We start from the raw sequence: 18,627 nt of genomic DNA on the forward strand, positions 1-18,627 counted from the left end.
TTCGGCCAACGGGAAGTCAGCCACGACCGCGATCACCAGGAGCGTCCCCGCCGGGAGCGCACACTTCGGCGACCAGGCCTCGCGCGTACCGTTCGTCCGTTCCCGGGACCGAGAACACCACACGGAAATAGAGGGGGGCGACCACCCGGTCGAGCACGCGCTCCAGCGTGGGCGCCGTCTCGCCGCGCTCGGCGGCGGCGTCCAGCGGCGCCCGGAAGCGAGCACTCACCCGCTCCAGGCAGGCACGCAGGCCGGCCCGGCGTTCGTCCACGTCCGGCGCCACTTCCGCGCGGAAGAACGCCACCCCTCCCGGCCGGGACAGATCCGTGAGCGTCCAGACCGCCACCCGCTCCAGGTCCTCGCGGAGATCACCGAGCAGCTCGGGCGTCCCCTCGTCCTGACGCCGGTCGGCCACGTCCGCGAGCAGAGCGGATGCCGTGCCCCAACGGCGGTACACCGAACTGGGGTTGACGCCGGCGCGGCGCGCCACCGCGGGGATGGTCACGTTGTCGGCGCCGACTTCGTGGACGAGTTCCTCTGTCGCGCGGTGGACGGCGGCACGCACCCGGGCACTCCGGCCTCCGGGGCGGCTGGCTTTGCTTTTGGCGGGCATTCCCCCAGATTAAAGCAAAGGATTGCGCTTTAGCCAGAAGGTCACCTAGCCTGACTAAAGCAAAGATCGCCGCTTTAGTTGTTCTCCTGGGGAGGAACCATGCCCGCGTACGAGAACCAGTACGAGGCCGCGCACCGGCTCGGCACGCAGTTCCACGCCTTCCTCACCGCCGGTGACTGGGACGGCATCCGGTCCCTGCTCACCGACGACGCCACCTGGACGCTGCCCGGCGACAACACCGTCTCGGGTACGGCCGTGGGGGCCGACGCGGTCGTGGAACGCGCCAGGAAGATCGCTTCCTACGGGCTCGACTTCCGGCTGCTGCACATCCTGGTCAGCCGCGAGAACATGGCGCTGTCGCTGCACAACACCGCCCGGCGGGGCGAGGTCCGGCTCGACGAGCACCTGTCCACCGTCTGCCGTCTGCGCGACGGCCGGATCGCGGGCATCGAGACGTACCTCTCGGACGTTCCCGGCATGAACGCCTTCTTCGTCTGACCACTTCTTCGTCCGACCACGCCGGGCGGGGTGGCACGGCCGTCAGGAGCGCGGGAAGCCGGTCTCCGCGACGCACCGCTCGGCGTGGGTGATCGGCTGCGAACGGTCGTCCTCGCCCCACACCAGCAGCCTCGGTGCCGTCGACGCCGGGAGCGCGGAGCGGTGCGGCCCCGCGTGCCGGGGGTCGCCGGCGACCCCGGTGGAGCGCCTACAGTGGAGTGAGGCCCGCGTCCCCCATGTGCGGCCCCTCCTCTACTCTTCGGCAGACACGCATGACGTACCCCTCCGCAGGCCCCGGCGACGACGGCCTCGACGCCTTGTTCGGCCTGGACGCGCTGGACGCCGCCTCGGAGACCGCCGGGACCGACGGCACGGGCCCCGCGGGCGGCGGCGCGGGCCCCGGGGGCGGGCCGGGGCGCCGCCCGCCGTTCCGCGAGTCCGCCGCGGCCCGTCGTCTGCTGCCCGTCCGGACGATCTACGCGGAACCGGCCGCCGCGTCCTCCTCGCGCGGCCGCCAGATCCTGGCCCGCTTCCCGGACGCCGACCTGATCGAGGTGGACTCCCACTGGGGTATCCCGGGGCTGCACGGCAACGAGGGCAATGTCGGACGCTGGGTGCGGGTGAAGGGGGAGACGCTGGTCCTGGGCGAGCGGAAGACGCTGACCACACGGCCCAACGGACGGTCCGCCGACTGGATCGCTCCCGGCCCCTCCAACGGGTGCGCCATGGCCTGCGCCTACTGCTACGTCCCGCGCCGCAAGGGATATGCCAACCCCGTCACCGTCTTCACGAACATCGACGCCATCATCGCCCACCTGGCCCGGCACATCGCCCGCCAGGGGCGCAAGCCGGAGCCCAACCAGTGCGACGCGTCGGCCTGGGTCTACGACATCGGGGAGAACGGCGACTGCTCGGTGGACGCGCTGATCAGCGACAACACCGCTGACCTGGTGCGCGCCTTCCGCCGATGGCCCACCGCGAAGGCGTCGTTCGCCACCAAGTTCGTCAACCCGGACCTGCTGGCGCTGGACCCCCAGGGCCGTACCCGGATCCGTTTCTCCGTGATGCCCGCCGCGGACGCGCGGCTGCTGGACGTACGGACCTCGCCGGTGGGCGACCGGATCGCCGCCGCGGCGGATTTCCTGGACGCCGGCTACGAGGTCCACTTCAACCTCTCCCCCGTGGTACTGCGTCCCGGTTGGGAAGACGCCTGGAGCGAGCTGCTCCGACAGCTGGACGACGTCCTGCCCGACCGGGTCAAACGGCAGGCGGCCGCCGAGGTGATCCTGCTCACCCACAACCGGGACCTGCACCAGGTCAACCTGGGCTGGCACCCCCGGGCCGAGGAACTGCTCTGGCGGCCGGAGCTGCAACAGGACAAGCGCTCGGAGAACGGCGCGCTGAACGTCCGCTACGGCGACCGGGTCAAAGCAGGGGCCGTGCGCACCCTGCGCGCCCTGATCGCGGCCCACGCCCCCTGGCTGCGCATCCGGTACGCCTTCTGACCCACGGCCCGGGTCCCGCCCGCTCCTCGGCGCCGGCGAGCCCGGTGGGCACGTCCTCCCGAAGGTACGGCACGCCGGTGCCCCGGATTCGTCAGTCCGGCAGTACCCAGCTCGGCGTCCAGGTCCCGGCGGCGTCGTGGCCGGGCGCCGTGGCGGCGAGGTGGGCGCGGAGGGTGGCCAGCGCCGGGTGGGGGTTGTCGCGGTACCAGAGCAGGGAGTGCGGGTAGACGGGCGTCGGGTCGGTCACCGGGATGCGGCGCAGGCCGTGGCCGGCGGGCCAGACGAGGCGGGTGTGTCCGCCCATGAAGGTGGCCAGGGCCGGGGTGTCGGCGACGGTGTCGAGGAGCGCGTCGGAGCCGAAGTTGGGACCGGTCGCCTCGATGGTGAGCCCGAACTCGGCCACGAGGTCGTCGTAGTAGGCGGCCCACTCGGTGCCGGGGACGACGCCGGGCATCCAGATGCGGTGCTCGGCGAGGTGGGCGAGGGGCACGGTCCGGGCGCCCGCCAGAGCGTGGGCGGGACCGGTGAGGAGCTGGAGCGGCTCGTCGAGCACCCGGACGGACTCGATGTCCTCGGGCAGGGGCCGGCCGGGCGCGGCCACGGCACGGAAGGAGGCGTCGATCTCGCCGGACCGGAGGGCGGTGACGGCCGCTTCGATGTCGAACAGCCACACGACGTCGAGCTCGATCCCGGGGTGCGCGCGGTGGAAGGCACGCATCAGGCCGGATGCCGCGCCGCGCGAGGCGATCACGTCGACGCGCAGCGGGCGGCGGCCGGTGCGCACGGAGGTGACCGCGCGCTCGGCGACGCGCAGCAGTTCGCGCGCGTGGGGCAGGAACGCCTGCCCGTCGATGGTGAGTTCGGCGCCGCGCGGGGTGCGGGTGAACAGCCGCACGCCGAGGTCGCGCTCCAGCGCGGCGATGCGCTTGGAGACGGCCTGCTGGGTGAGCGACAGCTCGGCGGCGGCGCCCTGGAACTGCCCCGCGTCGGCGACGGCGACGAAGGTCCGGACGGTTTCGAAGTCCATGCCGACACCCTATGACCACAACCATCGGTTGTGGTGTGGTGCTCCGCGGTTGTTTGCTCCCGGGGACGAGGCTCGCTTTGATGTTGCAGGTCGCGGATCGGTTGTACCGCTTCCGTCGTGGGCCGGTGGTGATGCTTCCGGTCGCCGGCTGGTTGTGTCGTAAGCCTGTTGTGATGTGCTCGGCCCTGGGTCGGCCGTGCGGATGTGAGGGGACTCGGGTATGAAGAGCGGGCGCCGGCCGGGACCTGTGCTCGGCCCTCGGCTCGGCCGGCCGTTCGGGTGGCTCTGGGCGGCGTACGGGACCAGCGCGCTCGGCACCTGGCTCGCCTTCGGCGCGTTCCCGTTGATCGCCATCCGGGTGCTGGACGCGGGGCCGGCCGAGGTCGCCGCGCTGTCCTCCGTGGGGGCCGCGGCGGGTGCGGCCGTGGCGGTGCCGCTCGGTCCGTGGGTGGAGTTCCGCCGCAAGCGGCCCGTGCTGATCGGGATGGACCTGGCGCGGTGCGCGGCGCTGCTGACGATCCCGGTCGCGTTCGCGTTCGGTGTCCTCACCTTCCCCCAGCTTCTGCTGGTCTCGGTCGTCGTCGCGGCGGCCGACATCACCTTCCGCGCCGCCTCGGGCGCGTACCTGAAGACGCTGCTGCCGGCGGAGGACCTGCTCGTCGCCAACGCCCGGTTCGAGTCCACGGCCTGGACGACCACGATCGTCGGACCGCCGCTGGGCGGCGCGGCGATCGGGTTCCTCGGGCCGGTGGCGACGGTGCTGGCCGACGCGGTCAGCTATCTGCTCTCGGCGCTCGGCATCCGCGCGATGGGCGGACGCGAGGCGCGGCCGGAGCTCCGGCGGGCCGCGCGCATGCGGCCCGGGGACCTGCTCGACGGCTGGCGGTACATCCTCTCCGAGCCGGCGCTGCGCCCGCTGTTCTTCAACACCGCCCTGTTCAACGGCCTGGTGATGGCCGCCGAGCCGCTGCTGGCCGTCCTGATGCTCGGCCGGTTCGGGTTCGCGCCCTGGCAGTACGGCCTCGCCTTCGCCGCGCCCGCCCTCGCCGGACTGGCCGGCGCGCGGCTGGCCCGGCCGCTCGTCACCCGGTACGGGCAGCACCGGGTCCTGGTGGCATCCGGTGTCCTGCGCGCGCTGTGGCCCGTCGGCCTGGCCTTCCTCGGGCCCGGCACCAAAGGGCTGCTGCTGGTGATGGGCGTGGAGGCCGGGCTCATCTTCTGCTGCGGGGTGTTCAATCCCGTCTACGCGACCTATCGCCTTGAGCGCACCGCGCCGGACCGGGTCGCCCGCACGCTGTCCGCCTGGACCGTGACGTCCAAGTCCTCGGCCGCGCTTCTGACGGCCGTCTGGGGCGTGCTGGGCGGCCTGCTCGGTCCGCGTACGGCCATCGGCCTGGCCGGTGTGCTCGTGCTGACGACCCCGTTGCTCCTCCCCCGCCGTACGGCGGCGCCCCTCTCCGCGCCGGCCCGGCGCCGAACCGTACCTGACCACCGGCCCCCGGGCCGCGGGTGACGGGTGGCGGGTCGCGCCCGGCATGCCGGACGCGACCGCCGTCGTCCTCCGGGCGTGTCGACCGCCGTCTCTCTCGCTAGAGTGCGTGGGTCATGGGTGGGAAACGGGTCGGCCTGCGGGAGCTCTCCCGCCGGGCGGTGCGGGAAGAGATCACCGAAGCCGCCACCGCGCTGTTCGTGGAGCGGGGCTTCGAGGCGACGACCGTGGACGACATCGCGGCGGCCGTCGGGATGTCCCAGCGCAGTGTCTTCCGCTATTTCGCCACCAAGGAGGAGATCGTCCTCGGACACCGCGGCCTCGTCGTGGACGACGTGGTCGCCGCCCTGCGCGCTCGCCCGGCCGACGAGCCGGTGTGGGCCTCCCTGCGCCGCGCGTTCGACCCGCTGGTGGCCCGCACGGAGACGCCGGGGCACCAGGGCGGGATGGCGCCGGTTCACCGGCTGGTCTTCGAGACCCCCGCCCTGCTGGCCGGCTATCTCCATGAACTGCACCGGGCACAGGACGCCGTCGTCACCGAACTGAGCGAGCGGGCCGCCGCGCTCGGTGCCCCCTGCGCTCCCGACGACCCGGCGCCCCGTGCCCTGACAGCCGCGGCGTTCGGTTGCCTGGTGGCCGCTCAGCGCTCCTGGTTGGCCTCGGACGGGAAGGGCTCCTTCGCCGACACCCTGGACCGGGCCATGGCAACACTGGGTCCTCGCGCGTGAGCCTCGTGCCCGTCGGCCCCCGAGTGTGAGCGTCGGCCGGGCCCGTACGGCGGCGAGTACTGCCGTACGCGTGCCCGAGGCAGGGGACACGGCGGGCTCCGGCGGTGACGGACCGCCGTTCCGAACGCACTTGCCGGGAACCCCACCAACGAGTAATAGTTGGTTGGTCACAACCAATCGATTGCGATCGTGGGTGTCGGAGATGGGACGCACGTCTGCCGGTTCCTCAGACGGGCCGGAGGAACACCGCAAGGCTTCCGGTGAGGTGGCGGCGGCCCTCGCCACGGTGGGGAACTGGATGTTCTCCACCGCGGCGCGACGCCGCATCATGGCGGCCTCGGGACTCGAACTGTCCCTGGGGGACTACACGTTGCTCGCGCAGATCTCCCAGCACGCCCCGGTGCGGCTGTCGGTCCTGGCGGACCTCATGGAGGTCGACAAGTCCACGCTCACGCCGCCCGCCAAGCGGTTGGAGGCCCGCGGCTTCATCGTCCGCGAGCCGGACCCGGCGGACGCCCGCGCCCAGTTGGTCAGTGTCAGCCGGGCGGGCAAGCTCGCCATCCGCAAGCTCTGGCAGGCGCGGGCCGCCATCGTGGCCGAACTGATGGACGGCTGGAGCACCGCCGAGATCAAGAATCTGGCCGCCGGCCTGGCCGCTTTCGCCGAGGCGATCGAGAAGAAGGGGTAGCACCCCCGATCCGGTGCCCGGCAGCGGCCGCGGCCGTCGTCGCGGACACGGTGATCCGTTCACGATCCACCCATGAAGGAGTGAGGACAGATGCGTGCCGTCCTGTTGAAGGAATTCGGTCCACCGGACCGGCTGGCGTTGGCCGAGGTGCCGGACCCGCGTCCCGCCCCGGGCGAGGTGGTGGTCAAGGTGGCCGCCGTCGGCATCCAGTTCCTGGAGACCCAGGTGCGCTCGGGCATGATGCGCAAAGCCCTGGGCGACGCGGTGCCGCCCGTGGTTCTCGGCAAGGAGATCGCCGGCGAGGTCGTGGAGGCCGGCACGGGGGTCGACCCGGCGCTCGTCGGCAGCCGGGTGCTCGCCACCACCGGGGGCCTCGGCGGCTATGCCGAACTGGCCCGCACCCCCGCCGCATCGCTCGTCCCGGTACCGACGGGCCTGGACTTCCGGGACGCCGTCGCGCTCTACCGCTACGGAGCCACCGCCCGCGGACTGATCGACGCGGCGCGGGTCGGCGCGGGCGACCGGGTCCTGGTGCACGCCGCGGCCGGCGCCGTCGGCACGATCCTCGTCCAGTTGCTCAAGCGGGCCGGCGCGACGGTGATCGGCACGGCCCGCGGCGAGCACAAGCTGGCCCTCGTCAAGGAGTTGGGCGCCGATCAGGTCGTCGACTACTCGGTGGCCGGCTGGACCGACGAGGTGCGCCAGGCCACGCGGGGGGCCGTCGAGATCGTCTACGACCACGTCGGGGGCGAACTCGGGCGCGAGTCGCTGGCACTGCTCGCTCCCGGCTCCGGACGCCAAGTGGTGTTCGGCGCCTCCAGCGGGCAGCCGCTCGACGTGCAACCGATGGAGTTGCTCGGCCGGGGGCTGACGTTGACCGGTTTCAGCGCGGGCCTCATCTGGAACCGGCCCGCATACGCCCGTGAACTCGTCACCGAGGTACTGGACCTGGCCGTCGCCGGTGAGCTCAAGGCGGTCGTCGGGCAGAGCTTCCCGCTGGAGCGGGCGGCCGAGGCACATGCCGCCGTGGAGTCGCGCGGCACGGTCGGCAAGACGCTGCTCATCCCGTGAACCACTTCCCTTGCCAAGCACCTCGCCCACGGTCGGCCGCACCGCGAGCGACCCGGGCCTTACCTAGGAGAACCACACCATGACCACCACATCCAGCATCTTCGTGGCCGGCGCCACCGGCCTGCTGGGCGGCCGGATCACCACGGCCCTGCTCGACCAGGGTGCCCCCGTGCGCGCCCTTGTCCGGCCCGGCACCGACGGTGACAGGAGGGCGGCGCTCGCGGCCCTGGAAGCCCGCGGCCTGGAACTCGTCGAGGGGGACATCACCGACCCCGTGGAGAAACTGGCCGCCGCGATCGGCGATGCCACGACCGTGGTCTCGGCGGTGCAGGGCGGCCCCGACGTGATCGTGGACGGGCAGGTGAACCTGGTGCGCGCCGCGGAGCGGGCCGGTGCCCGCCGCTTCGTCCCGTCCGACTTCGCCATCGACATCACGAAGCTGGAGGACGGCGACAACTTCATGATCGACTGGCGGCGGCAGGCCGCGGCCGCGTACGGCGACACGAGCCTGGAGGTGCTCTCCGTGCTCAACGGCGCCTTCTACGAGGTCATGATCGGCTTCATGGGGATCGTCGACTGGGAGGCGGGCACCGTCTCGCACTGGGGGGACCCCGACCAGCCGCTGGACATGACCTCGATTGCCGACACCGCCGCCTTCACCGCCGCGGTCGCCCTCGACCCGCGGGCCGGGGGCACCCGGCGGTTCGCCGGCGAGGTGCTGTCGATGCGCCGGTTCCACCAGGCCCTTGAGCGGGCCACCGGCCGTACCCTGGCCCTGGTGAACCTCGGCACCGCCGACGACCTGCGCGCCGAGATCACCCGTCGGGCCGGCCTTTCCCAGAACCCGTTCGACTACGTGGGCCTGCAATACCAGTGGTGCATGGTGACGGGCAAGGCCAAGTTCGACGCCCTGGACAACGCCGAGTACCCGCACATCAAGCCGGTCTCCCTGGAGGACTTCGTCCGGGCGGACCGCTCTGAGCCGTAAGGCACCGGCGCCGGCGCGGTCACCGGCGGCTCAGCACGGGGGGCCGACCCGTTCGCCGGTCACCGGCGGCTGCCCGGGAAGGCCCTGCCCCTCACCGGCTGCCGGCCGGCCACAGCCGCCGGGCGCCCGGTCCGCACCGGCACGGTCCTGGTCGACGGCCGGGTACGCGCCGACTGCGGCAGCGTCACGCCCCCCGGACGGCCAGGCCACCATCACCTGGCGGAACGCCTCCGGGCACCGTGTCGGCACCTCCACCGTCCGGGCGGTGCGCCGTACCGTCCACACGCTCGCCCTCAGCGACGGCCTCCTCGCCGGAAAGGTGCGCAGCGGCCTTTTCGCGGGCGCGAAGGTCGGCGGCAGCATCACGCCGACCAGCCAGGCCCACCGCTGCCCGGCATCCGGTCTGCGCGCCTCACCGGTTCGGGACGGATGACTTTGCGCCGGTGAGGCACGCCCCACCGAGTGGCGTGGCCCTTCTCGTGCGCGCTCGGGCCGCCGGCCGGCCCCGGGAGCGGGCTGCGGAGGTGCGGGCCAGGGCGTGGTGACGTCACGCCATGTCGTCGGTGCGGCCGAAGCGGCGGGCCGTCCAGAGCAGGGCGATGACCGCGGTCAGCAGGAGGACGCCCGCCTCCACGACCGGCGGCGGTTGCCACGCGCCCCAGTACACGCCGGCGGAAGCGGTGGGGCCGGCGGTGCGGCGCAGGAGGTCGGTGGCGTAGGCGAGCGGGTTGAGGACGGCCGCGGAGGTCACCCAGGAGGGGAGGGCGGAGAGCGGGACGAGCGCGCCCGACCCGAAGAGCAGGGGGGCGCTGGTCAGGGACAGGAGCGTGGTGAAGGTCTCTGGCCGCCGGATGTGTACGGCCGGCAGGAGGGTCAGCGCGGTCAGCGTGAAGGAGGCCAGGGTGAGTTCCGCGAGGAGGCCGGCGAGCAGCAGGGGCCGGTAGGGCAGTTGGCCGGCCGGTGCCAGGGCGAGCAGGACGGCACCCTGGGCCGTGGCCGTGGCGCAGCCGCCGAGGCAGATCCCGCACAGCAGGCTCGACCGGCGGGCGGGGGTGACGAGCAGGTCGCGGATGCTGCCGCTGTACCGGTCGGTGATCAGGCGGATGCCGACGCTGATGGCCGGCGCCTGGATGGCCATGAGCAGGATGCCGGGATAGAGGAAGGCGCGGTACTGGCCGCCGAGGGCGGTGTCGGGGACGAGTGCGGACAGGCCGCCGCCGAAGGCGAGCAGGAACAGCAGGGGTTGCAGGAGCAGCAGTACGGTGTTCGTGGGGTTGGCGGCCAGTCGTAGCCAGTCCCGCGTGATGAGTGCGTGGATGGCGCGCAGTTCCTGACGCGCGCCGCCCGCCCCGGCGCGGCCCGCCCGGGACGAGACTCGTGCCGTCGTCCGTGCCCTTGTCATGGGGTGCCGCTCTCGGGGTCGTAGGGGCGGCCGGTGTGGTGGAAGAAGACGTCGTCCAGGGTCGGCACGGTGGCGATGGCCGTATGGATGTGGACGCCGTGCGCGCCGAGGGTGGTGCACAGCCTGGGCAGCCACTCGGCGCTGTCGGTCACCGGCACGGTGACCTCCTCTCCGCCGTCGAAGGCGGTGCGGCCGTGGTCGGTTCTGAGCAGGGCCGCGGCCCGCCGGTTGTCGCTGGTGCGCAGCCGTACGGTCTCCTGGCCGAGGGCGGATTTCAGGCCGGCGGGCGTGCCGTGGGCGACGACGCGGCCGTGGTCGATGATGGCGAGCCGGTCGCAGTACTCGGCCTCCTCCAGATAGTGCGTGGTGACGAAGACGGTGATGCGCTCGTCCTCGCGCAGGCGGCGCAGGTGTTGCCACAGGCGTGCGCGGGCGGGCGGGTCGAGTCCGGCGGTCGGTTCGTCCAGGAACAGCACGCGGGGCTCGTGCAGCAGGGCGCGGGCGATGTCGAGGCGGCGGCGCATACCGCCGGAGAGCGTGCGCACCCGCGCGTGCCGGTGTTCGGCGAGGCGGGTGGCGCTCAGCACCTGGCCGGTGCGGGAGCGGGCGTCGGAGCGGGACAGACCGTGCAGGCGCGCGTGCAGTTGCAGGCTCTGGGCGCAGGTCAGGTCCGGCTCCAGGGCGCTGTGCTGGAAGAGGACGCCGACGCGGCGGCGCACCAGGTGGGATTCGGTGAGCACGTTCGCCCCGGCGACCCAGGCCTCCCCCGCGCTGGGTCTCTTCAGCGCGCACAGCATGGACACGGTGGTGGACTTCCCCGCGCCGTTGGGGCCGAGGAAGGCGAACATCTCGCCGGTCGCGACGGTCAGGTCCACGCCCCGTACCGCCTCCTGGCCGCCGGGGTAGGACTTGGCCAGTCCCCGGGTGTGGACCGCGTACGGCAGGGCGCGCCGGGTTTCCCGTCCGCCGGCGGCGGTGTCGGGGGCGGGGCTCGGACGTCCGCTCATGAGCGGTTCCCGGTGAGCGGCAGGGGCGGGACGGTGATGACGGGCGTGTAGCCGCGTTCGTGTGCCGGTTCGCCCACGGGTTCGGAGCCGACGGCGACCCAGGCGTGGGCGCGGAAGGGTTCGGTGCGCACGCCGGTGCACCAGGTGGGCCAGGTCCCCCACGCCCGGCACAACAGGGCGGTGGCCAGGGAGCGTTGCAGACAGCCGCGGTCCGCGGCGCAGCGGGGGCTGACGGCGACCACGGCCTGCCGGGCCGCGGCGGCCTGCTGCCGGGTGGCGGGGACGGCTCCGCGGCGCAGCAGGTGCAGGACGGCGCGGATGCGGCGCGGTCCGGCACCGGCCAGCGGGCGGGCGGCGGCCACGGCCAGCCGGGCGAGCAGGCGGCGGAGCGGTGGGACGATGGCCGGTTGTGGTGGTCCGACGGGGTCGGTCATGGCGATGGCTCCTGATGCGATGGCGAAAGTGTCTTTCTCGGGATTCCTCGGCAATCGTCGGGATTCCATGGGCTTCCGCGGGCCGGCGGGAGAGGCCGGGCGGCGGCTCAGTCGCGCAGCAGTCCGGCCCCCCGGAGCGCTTCCACAAGGCGCGCGACGTCCTCGCCGGCGCTCCCGCCCGCCTGCGGATGGCGTTCGGCCAAGGCGGCCGCGGCGTCCTCCGCGGTGGCGCCGCGCAGCAGCAGACGGAGGACGAGGGCGCCCGTCGGGTTCAATTGCCGGTATGTACCGGTGCGTTCGTCCAGCAGGACCATGGCGCCGCCGTCGGTGTCGACCGCGGTCAGGTATGCGGCCAGCGATAGGGACATCAACACGCTCCTTCCAACGCCGTATTCCTTCGTCCGCCGTGCTCCTTCGTCCGCCGTACTCCTTCGTCCTGCCGCACTCCTCCGTTCACCGAGCTCCTTCGTTCACCGTGCTCTCGCGGCCGGCGGGTACGGGAGCGGGGCCGGGCCGTCGCCGTCCAGCGAGCGCAGCCACACCTCGCAGCCCAACGTGTAGGGCAGCGGGTCGAGTTCGGTGGCGGCGGCGTGGTAGTGCAGGGCGCGGCGCAGCCGTTCGGCGTCGATCAGCCCGGCTTCGGCCAGCAGCGAGTTCTCGGTCAGGGCCAGCAGCTCACCGCGGTGGCGGCGCAGCGCGCGAAAGAAGTCGGCGTCGTACGGGCCCTTGGACGGGCGGGTCAGGAGGGGCGCGGGCACGATGCCGGAGAGGGCGGCGCCGAGCAGGGGTTTGAACGTACCCGGCTGTACGGCTTCCAGCGGGCGGACCGACAAGGCGGCGGTGACGACCGCGTCGTCCGTGTACGGCAGGGCGATATCCGGGCCGGCCAGCGTCTGGTTCAGCACGCGCACCGTGTTGCCGCCTTCCCGGACCTGTTGCAGCGCGCAGTGCACGGACCGCTGGGGCGCCAGCGGTTCGGGGCTGCCGGCCGCCGCGGTGCGCAGCGCCTCTCTCATCAGGGCCACCGCCTCAGGGGTGGCCCAGCCCGGTGCGCGGGGTTCGGGCTGCCAGCCGAGCATGCCGGTGAAGCCCGACGGCGGCGGAAAGGTCACGTGCGGGGCGGTATCCAGCAGCCACCGTCGGTAGGAGGCCCGTCCGAGGACGCCGCGGGCCGCCGCGAGGGGGCCGGCGCGCCATTGGTGGCGTTGCCGGTTCAGCAGCCGCCAGGCCCGCCACGGCCGGGTGGCGGCCAGGTCCTGGAGGTGGGAGGGGAACGGGGTGAACAGCTCGTCGCCGCCACCGCCGCCCAGGTGCAGCAGGGAGCCGTGGCCGGCGACCCGTCGCAGCAGGTCGGACTGTTTGGCGAAGTCCCGCACCCAGGCGCAGGGTTCCTCGCTGGGCAGCCGCAGCCCGCCCACGCCGGTGAACCAGTCGGGTGACTCCTCGCCTCGCAGCACCAGGTGGGTGGCCGACGGCAGTGCCTCGCGGGCGCGCGCGGCCCAGGCGGCGTCGTCGTTGTCCGGGTCCTGTCCCTCCCAGTGCACGGTGACCAGCCGGCCCGCTGTCCGAGCGGCCAGGAAGCACAGGCTCGTGGAGTCCAGTCCCCCGGAGAGGTCGGCGCTGACCGTGCCGCCGCCGGCCGTGCAGGTGCCGACCGCGTCCGTCAGCGCCGTACGCACCGCGGCGGCGGCCTCCGTCAGGGACAGGTGTGGTTCGGGGGGACGCCACCAGCGGGCCGTGGGTCCCCGGCGCCCGTCGCGGTCCCACACCAGCGCCTCGTGCGGGGGTACGGCGCGCACGTTGTGCCAGAAGGTCCGGTCGGCGAGGACCGTGGACGTCACCGGCGGGTACAGGAGCCGCAGGGCCAGCGCCTCCGGATCCGGATCCGCGCTCGACAGCGCGGCCAGCACATCGGCGCGGCCGGCCGCCACCGGTACCCCGTCGATGTGTGTGGTGAAGACACGGCATACGGCCGATGCCGTTCCCCGCGCCCACACCCGTCCGCCCACCGAGGCCAGCACATGGAAGCTGCCCGCCAGGCCCGACACGGCCCGTTCGGCCTCGGCGGGCAGACGCACCCGCTCGATCCGCCGCCGTAGCGTCCCGGCCCGCGCGGTGCTCCGGCCCAGGACGACGACCCGCGCCTCGCCGGCCCGCGCCGACACCTCCTGCCGGGCGTCCCAACGGCCCACCAGCCAGGGCCGTCCCGAGGCGTGCGGCACGCGACGCACGCCCTCCCGGCCCAGTCGCGCCGCGACAGCGGCGGCGGCCCGCGAGTCCGGCAGCATCACCCACCAGTCGTCCACGGCACTCCTTGTCGTCACGGGCGGGCCGGGCGGCCCCGCGCCCGGTGGGCGCGCGTCGTACGCCCACCGGGCTCACAGCAACGGGCTCACTGGCCGTAGGGGTAGCGCCAGTACGGCGGCAGTCCTCCGTCGTAGCGGGAGCCCATCGGCCAGCCGAGGGTGACCTCGGCGAAGTCGCCGGCCTCGCTCAGCATCGGCGCCTCGTGGACCTCTTCGCGGTTCTCCATGTCTGTCACCTCCTTCCGTCTCCTCCGGGCCGAAGGAGTGTGGAGCGGCGTCCCGTCCGCCGGCCTTCGGGGCCGCTCCCGCAACGGTGATGGCCGAACGGGCGTGGGATAACCGGTTGAACCGCATAAACACACCGCACGAATGAAGGTGCAGCACAACCCCGGCAAAGCCGCACCACTCACCACGAAAAGTAAGCAGGTCTCACCTTTCGCGTGCCCGCGCACATCACCGGCCGCCCCGTGCCACGCGCGCCGGGACTTCCCGCGCCTGCCTGTCCGTGCCGGCGCGGGCCGGCACCCGTCAGGGCCTGGAGGAGGGCTCCGTCGCCCTGCGCCGGGTGCGTCGCTCCATGATGCCGTTGATGATCTTGGTGTGACTGCCCTTGAGCGCCGCGACCGGCACTTCGATGGTCTCGTAGGTCTCGTGGCCTTCCTGCCGTTCTGCCACGCTGTTCTCGTCGTGCCAGCGCAGATCGGTGCCGCCTGCCTCGATGTACGGGATGTCCGGGACGGTCTGGAGGAGCACCCGTCCGCCTCTCGGGACGGGGAGCTCGATCCAGAAGTGCTCGGGGACGCCGAAAGCGCCGTCCATCCGGTAGTGGCACATGATCCAGCCCGCCGGGTTCTCGGCGTCGATCCGCAGGCCGTGGGACTGTACGAAGGTCCGGACCGCCCGTTCCATGAGGGGGCGGATGGCGGCCTCGTCGTGCTGGGCTTCGAGGTTCTCGGGGTCGAAACGCATGCCCGCGGCCGTGATGTCGTCCCGCAACCGGTCCAGATCGCTTCTGACCGCGGGCTCCACCTGGTCCAGCTCCCGTACGTCGTCCTCCTCGCTCAGGCCGATGAGGTAGTTCCAGTACTCGCCCCGGTCGAGGCCGCCGGAGTCCTCGGCGGCCCGCACGGCCCACTCCCAGCAGGCGGCCTCCTTGGGCGTCTTGGGGATCTTGCGCCCCTGTCCGCCCGCGTAGGTGTCCTCCCGTCCGACGGAGGAGCCGATCAGGTTGACCGCGTCCTCGGAGATCTGCTCTTCCGCGCTCTCGTCGCGGGTGCGCTTCACCCGCTGTACGACTCCGCCGCCGTCTCCGCGCCCGGAGCGGCCGGCGTCGGCGCTCCGCGCGACCGGAGGGCCGCTCATCGCGCGCCGGGCGTTGGCCTCGGCCTGCTGTTCGAAATGGTCGCCCGGGTCGGAGACGGACAGCCCGTCACCGTTGTCGGTGCCCGCGACGGGGCCCTGGCGCTGCTGGATGACGTGGGTCAGCTCATGGGCGAGGGTGTGCTTGTCGCCGCCGGCGGCGCCGATGACGACATGGCTGCCGGAGGTGTAGGCGCGGGCGCCTATGTCCGCCGCCGAGGCTTGTGCGGCCGCGTCCATGTGGACGCGGACGTCGGAGAAGTCCGCGCCGAGCCGGGTTTCCATCTCCTTGCGTGTGTCGTCGTCGAGGGGACGGCCCGGAGTGCGCAGGACGTCGTGGACGGTGGAGCGCTGTACGGGATGCTCTGTCTGCCGGCGGTCGCGGTCGGCGCCATGCCGGTGTTCTTCCCGGGCTCCTGGGTGTCCGGGCCGGCGGAGCATCTGGACGACTGCCGCGTTGCCGACGCTGCTCTGTAACGCGAGGAGGGCGGGGAGCGGCGTCCGGTACGCGGCCTGGGGTGGGTGGGCCGGTCCCTTTCGTTCCCGTGCCGGCCTGGCCTGGTCTTCGGAATGCATGGGGTCTTCCCTCTCGGGTAATCGACTCGCTTCTGCATACCCGAGACGCGGGCGACCGGACAGGTACCCGGGGGCAAAGCAAGGGGCAGCGCGGGCAGTTGACGCGTGGCTTCGGCGCGCCGGGCATCAGGCACGGTGATGCCTCGTCGAGCATGTCGCGGCTGGTCACAGCGGTCCGCGCGCCGGCACCGTCCGGGCAACAAGGCCCGGGCCCGTATCCGTCGGCGGTCGGAGCAGGCCGCGCCCGCTCAGGCCGGCTGCAGCAGCAGGGCGCAGATGTCGTTCGGCAGCTGCTTCAGCGCCGACTCCAGCGTGCCGGGCGAGACATGGCCGCGGACGACGGTGGTGACGGCCGCAGCCATCTCCGGTACGTCTTCGGCGTCGACCCTGGCTTCCTGGACGAAGCGGTTCACATAGCCGTCGACGTCGTACTTGATGGGAACGGCACTCGGGGTCCAGCCGTCGTAGTAGGCGCCGCGCAGCAGTTCGGGGAGTTGCGCGGCGAGGTGGGCGGACGTGTCGACGGTGAGCCGGTCCCGGAGGGTGTGCAGCCAGGTGCGCAGGACCCGGTGGGCGAGATGGCGGTCGTCCGTTCCCAGGGCTTCCGCGACCGCCTTGAGCCAGATGTTCGCACTGTGGATGGCGTGCTCGAAGTCGGATGAGCGGGTGGTGGCCATCGTCTTGCCTTCCATACGTTCGCCTTGATCTGGAGAGGAGGGGAATGAGGGCCTCCGACTCTCCCCGTCCGGATTCCGTGCCTCGGTGGATGAAACCGGGCCGTCCGCCCGCCCGCACGGGGAGCGCGCCGGACCCGCCGGGCGCGGCATGCCCTCGGCTGACCGGGTGCGGCACGCTCCCCGGCATCACCTGTGGCACGCTCCCCGGCTCAGCGGATGCGGCACGCTCCTCGGCTCAGCGCTTTTCCGGGCGGGTGACGCCGACGGTGAGGCCCATGGCCGCCAGGCCGAGCGCCATGGTGATGACGCCGGTCAGGACGTTGTTCCAGATGATGCCGGCCCGTGCGCTGTGCGTGGTGGTGGCCACCCAGGGCGAGATCAGGAGCCAGACACCGAGGGGTACCAGCGCCCAGGCCAGGCGGAACATCCGCTCGGGGACGAGGGCCAGACCGAGACCGATCAGGCCGATGGTGATGCCGACGATCAGGTTGCTGGTGGTGATGTTCGGCCGACCCGCGAAGTGGACGACCCACGGTGAGATCGCGGTGTAGAGACCGGTCAGGAGGATCAGCCCTTCGAGGGCGATCGCCCTGCCGGTGGAAGCGGTGCGTTCGAGCCGCTCCCGCATCTCCGCCATCTCGGGGTGTCCGGTCATGCCGGTGGAGTGTTGCGGATACGACATGGGCGTCGTCCCCTCTCCAACATTGGGCTTATGTGCTTTTTATCCGAATTCCCCCGCTTGAGTGAATGAAGCGGCCCTCATGAGCCGCACACTGTGATTCACATCACACATCACTAGTGTCCCACCGTTCACACACGCGCACCCGCGCTCCGTGGCCACCTCGGTGACCTCCGGTTTCGCGGTGCGGCGTGGCGGGGACCCGGTGGTGCGCCCCGGGGAAGGGAGGCGAGCCATGCCCGACACCGAACAGGCCCGCATCCGGGAGGCGGCGCTGCCGCTGACCGATCCGGGCTCTCTGGACCCCCTGCTGGACCGCATCGGCGATGTCCGCTACGTCCTGCTGGGCGAGGCGTCCCACGGCACCGCCGACTACTACCGGCTCCGTGGCACGCTGACCCGTCGGCTGATCGAGGAGAAGGGCTTCTCCTGCGTCGCGGTGGAGGGCGACTGGCCCGACCGCCACGCCGTGCACTGCTCGGTGGTCGCCGCCCCGGGCGCGCCCGAGGACCCCGGCGGAGTGCTGGCGGGCTTCCGCCGCCGGCCGACGTGGATGTGGGGCAACACCGAGGTCACGGCCTTCATCCGGTGGCTGCGCCGGCACAACGAGGGGCTGCCCCCGAAGCGGCGCGTCGGTTTCCTCGGGCTGGACGTCTACAGCCTGTGGGACTCACTGCACGCCGTCCTCGCCCATCTCCGGGAGCACGATCCCGAGCGGGTGGGGCCCGCCCTGGACGCGTACCGGTGCTTCGAGCCGTACGCCGAGGACCCGCAGTCGTGGGCGCCGGCCACACGGTACGTCCCCCGAGGGTGTGAGCCGGAGGTGCTCTCCCTGCTCACGGAGGCTCGGCCCGCGCGGACGGCCTCCCCGGACGGTTCGCTCACGGAGTTCGCCGCCCGGCAGCACGCCGAGGTGCTGGCCGGCGCCGAGCGCTACTACCGGGCCATGCCGGGCGGCGGCCCGGACTCCTGGAACCTCCGCGACCGGCATATGGCCGACACGCTGGACCGGCTGATGGAGCACTGCGGTCCCGGCGCCAAGGCGGTGGTGTGGGGGCACAACACCCACGTCGGGGACGCCCGCGCCACGGACATGGCCGACATCGGCGAGATCAACGTCGGTCAGCTGGTCCGCGAACGGCACATGGGCGCGGGCGTGGCGCTGTTCGGCTTCGGCTCCTACACCGGCACGGTGATCGCCGCGGACGCGTGGGGCCACGAGCCCCGGGTGATGGAGGTGCCCCCGGCGCGCACCGGCAGCCTGGAGGACCTGCTGCACACGGCGCTGCCCGGCGAGCGGGCCCTCTTCGTCTTCCCCCCTGTGCAGTTCCAGCGGCCGCCCGCCACCGGCCGGCGCGCGTGGTTCCACGAGGAGCGCGGCCACCGGGCGATCAGGGTGGTCTGCCAGCCTCGGTACGAACGCGTCGGCAGCTACGTTCCCACCGTGCTGGCCGAGCGCTACGACGCCTTCTGCTATCTCGACCGCACCCGGGCCGTCACCCCGTTGCGCCCGACGGCCGCGGCGGGCCCGGAGGAGGAGACCCGGCCCGTCGGGGTGTGAGACCGACGGCGTGTGAGAC

20 protein-coding genes are annotated in these 18,627 nt (G+C 72.8%); 9 read left to right on the forward strand and 11 right to left on the reverse strand.

The window, feature by feature from the left end; translation table 11 throughout:
- Positions 1–16: 16 nt before the first annotated feature.
- Complete coding sequence (locus tag ABD350_RS12495) at positions 17–565, reverse strand: TetR/AcrR family transcriptional regulator (protein ID WP_344348011.1); 549 nt, start codon at positions 563–565, stop codon at positions 17–19.
- Between the two features lie 147 nt (positions 566–712).
- Between ABD350_RS12495 and ABD350_RS12500 the strand changes: the two genes are divergently transcribed.
- Both ABD350_RS12500 and ABD350_RS12505 read left to right on the forward strand, forming a co-directional pair.
- On the forward strand, positions 713–1,111 hold the full coding sequence (locus ABD350_RS12500; RefSeq protein ID WP_344348012.1) for a nuclear transport factor 2 family protein: 399 nt from the start codon (positions 713–715) through the stop codon (positions 1,109–1,111).
- Positions 1,112–1,383: 272 nt separating this feature from the next.
- Positions 1,384–2,616 carry a spore photoproduct lyase family protein gene (locus tag ABD350_RS12505; protein WP_344348013.1) on the forward strand — a complete coding sequence of 411 codons (1,233 nt, stop codon included), beginning with the start codon at positions 1,384–1,386 and terminating at the stop codon, positions 2,614–2,616.
- A gap of 91 nt (positions 2,617–2,707) precedes the next feature.
- Here ABD350_RS12505 and ABD350_RS12510 read toward each other — a convergent pair whose 3' ends face one another.
- Positions 2,708–3,643: a LysR family transcriptional regulator gene (locus tag ABD350_RS12510; protein ID WP_344348014.1), complete on the reverse strand. Its 936-nt coding sequence runs from the start codon at positions 3,641–3,643 to the stop codon at positions 2,708–2,710.
- Positions 3,644–3,863: 220 nt separating this feature from the next.
- On the opposite strand from ABD350_RS12510, the gene ABD350_RS12515 reads away from it, so the two are divergent.
- The 6 genes from ABD350_RS12515 (at position 3,864) to ABD350_RS12540 (ending at position 9,040) form a co-directional block, all read left to right on the forward strand.
- Entirely contained in the window at positions 3,864–5,156 is a 1,293-nt protein-coding gene (locus ABD350_RS12515; protein ID WP_344348015.1) for an MFS transporter, read from the forward strand.
- 92 nt (positions 5,157–5,248) lie between these two features.
- Positions 5,249–5,860: a TetR family transcriptional regulator gene (locus tag ABD350_RS12520; protein WP_344348016.1), complete on the forward strand. Its 612-nt coding sequence runs from the start codon at positions 5,249–5,251 to the stop codon at positions 5,858–5,860.
- A 202-nt stretch (positions 5,861–6,062) separates the two neighbouring features.
- On the forward strand, positions 6,063–6,548 hold the full coding sequence (locus tag ABD350_RS12525; RefSeq protein ID WP_344348017.1) for a MarR family winged helix-turn-helix transcriptional regulator: 486 nt from the start codon (positions 6,063–6,065) through the stop codon (positions 6,546–6,548).
- Positions 6,549–6,638: 90 nt separating this feature from the next.
- Positions 6,639–7,619, forward strand: a complete 981-nt coding sequence (locus ABD350_RS12530) for a quinone oxidoreductase family protein (RefSeq protein WP_344348018.1) — start codon at positions 6,639–6,641, stop codon at positions 7,617–7,619.
- 79 nt (positions 7,620–7,698) lie between these two features.
- A complete protein-coding gene (locus ABD350_RS12535) occupies positions 7,699–8,607 on the forward strand; it encodes an NmrA family NAD(P)-binding protein (RefSeq protein ID WP_344348019.1) in 909 nt (302 codons plus the stop codon).
- Between the two features lie 265 nt (positions 8,608–8,872).
- Positions 8,873–9,040, forward strand: a complete 168-nt coding sequence (locus tag ABD350_RS12540; RefSeq protein WP_344348020.1) for a hypothetical protein — start codon at positions 8,873–8,875, stop codon at positions 9,038–9,040.
- 114 nt (positions 9,041–9,154) lie between these two features.
- On the opposite strand, the gene ABD350_RS12545 is transcribed toward ABD350_RS12540, so the two are convergent.
- From ABD350_RS12545 to ABD350_RS12585, 9 genes are all read right to left on the reverse strand, one after another.
- Positions 9,155–10,009, reverse strand: a complete 855-nt coding sequence (locus tag ABD350_RS12545; RefSeq protein WP_344348021.1) for an ABC transporter permease — start codon at positions 10,007–10,009, stop codon at positions 9,155–9,157.
- Entirely contained in the window at positions 10,006–11,016 is a 1,011-nt protein-coding gene (locus ABD350_RS12550) for an ABC transporter ATP-binding protein (protein WP_344348022.1), read from the reverse strand. The genes ABD350_RS12545 and ABD350_RS12550 overlap by 4 nt, the downstream gene beginning before the upstream one ends.
- Positions 11,013–11,450, reverse strand: a complete 438-nt coding sequence (locus ABD350_RS12555; RefSeq protein ID WP_344348023.1) for a lasso peptide biosynthesis B2 protein — start codon at positions 11,448–11,450, stop codon at positions 11,013–11,015. Before ABD350_RS12555 ends, ABD350_RS12550 begins: the two co-directional genes overlap by 4 nt.
- 107 nt (positions 11,451–11,557) lie before the next feature.
- Positions 11,558–11,818: a lasso peptide biosynthesis PqqD family chaperone gene (locus tag ABD350_RS12560; RefSeq protein WP_344348024.1), complete on the reverse strand. Its 261-nt coding sequence runs from the start codon at positions 11,816–11,818 to the stop codon at positions 11,558–11,560.
- A 102-nt stretch (positions 11,819–11,920) separates the two neighbouring features.
- Entirely contained in the window at positions 11,921–13,756 is a 1,836-nt protein-coding gene (locus tag ABD350_RS12565) for an asparagine synthase-related protein (RefSeq protein WP_344348025.1), read from the reverse strand.
- 86 nt (positions 13,757–13,842) lie between these two features.
- Positions 13,843–13,983, reverse strand: coding sequence for a lasso RiPP family leader peptide-containing protein (locus ABD350_RS12570; protein WP_344348027.1), 141 nt, complete (start codon positions 13,981–13,983; stop codon positions 13,843–13,845).
- Positions 13,984–14,284: 301 nt separating this feature from the next.
- On the reverse strand, positions 14,285–15,691 hold the full coding sequence (locus ABD350_RS12575) for an eCIS core domain-containing protein (RefSeq protein WP_344348028.1): 1,407 nt from the start codon (positions 15,689–15,691) through the stop codon (positions 14,285–14,287).
- 248 nt (positions 15,692–15,939) lie between these two features.
- Positions 15,940–16,383 carry a DUF2267 domain-containing protein gene (locus ABD350_RS12580; protein ID WP_344348030.1) on the reverse strand — a complete coding sequence of 148 codons (444 nt, stop codon included), beginning with the start codon at positions 16,381–16,383 and terminating at the stop codon, positions 15,940–15,942.
- 220 nt (positions 16,384–16,603) lie between these two features.
- Positions 16,604–17,050 carry an SPW repeat protein gene (locus tag ABD350_RS12585; protein ID WP_344348032.1) on the reverse strand — a complete coding sequence of 149 codons (447 nt, stop codon included), beginning with the start codon at positions 17,048–17,050 and terminating at the stop codon, positions 16,604–16,606.
- 232 nt (positions 17,051–17,282) lie between these two features.
- On the opposite strand from ABD350_RS12585, the gene ABD350_RS12590 reads away from it, so the two are divergent.
- On the forward strand, positions 17,283–18,608 hold the full coding sequence (locus ABD350_RS12590; RefSeq protein WP_344348033.1) for an erythromycin esterase family protein: 1,326 nt from the start codon (positions 17,283–17,285) through the stop codon (positions 18,606–18,608).
- The last annotated feature ends 19 nt before the right edge of the window (positions 18,609–18,627 follow it).

The sequence above is a fragment of the Streptomyces nogalater genome, from assembly GCF_039532885.1.
Classification (GTDB): domain Bacteria; phylum Actinomycetota; class Actinomycetes; order Streptomycetales; family Streptomycetaceae; genus Streptomyces; species Streptomyces nogalater.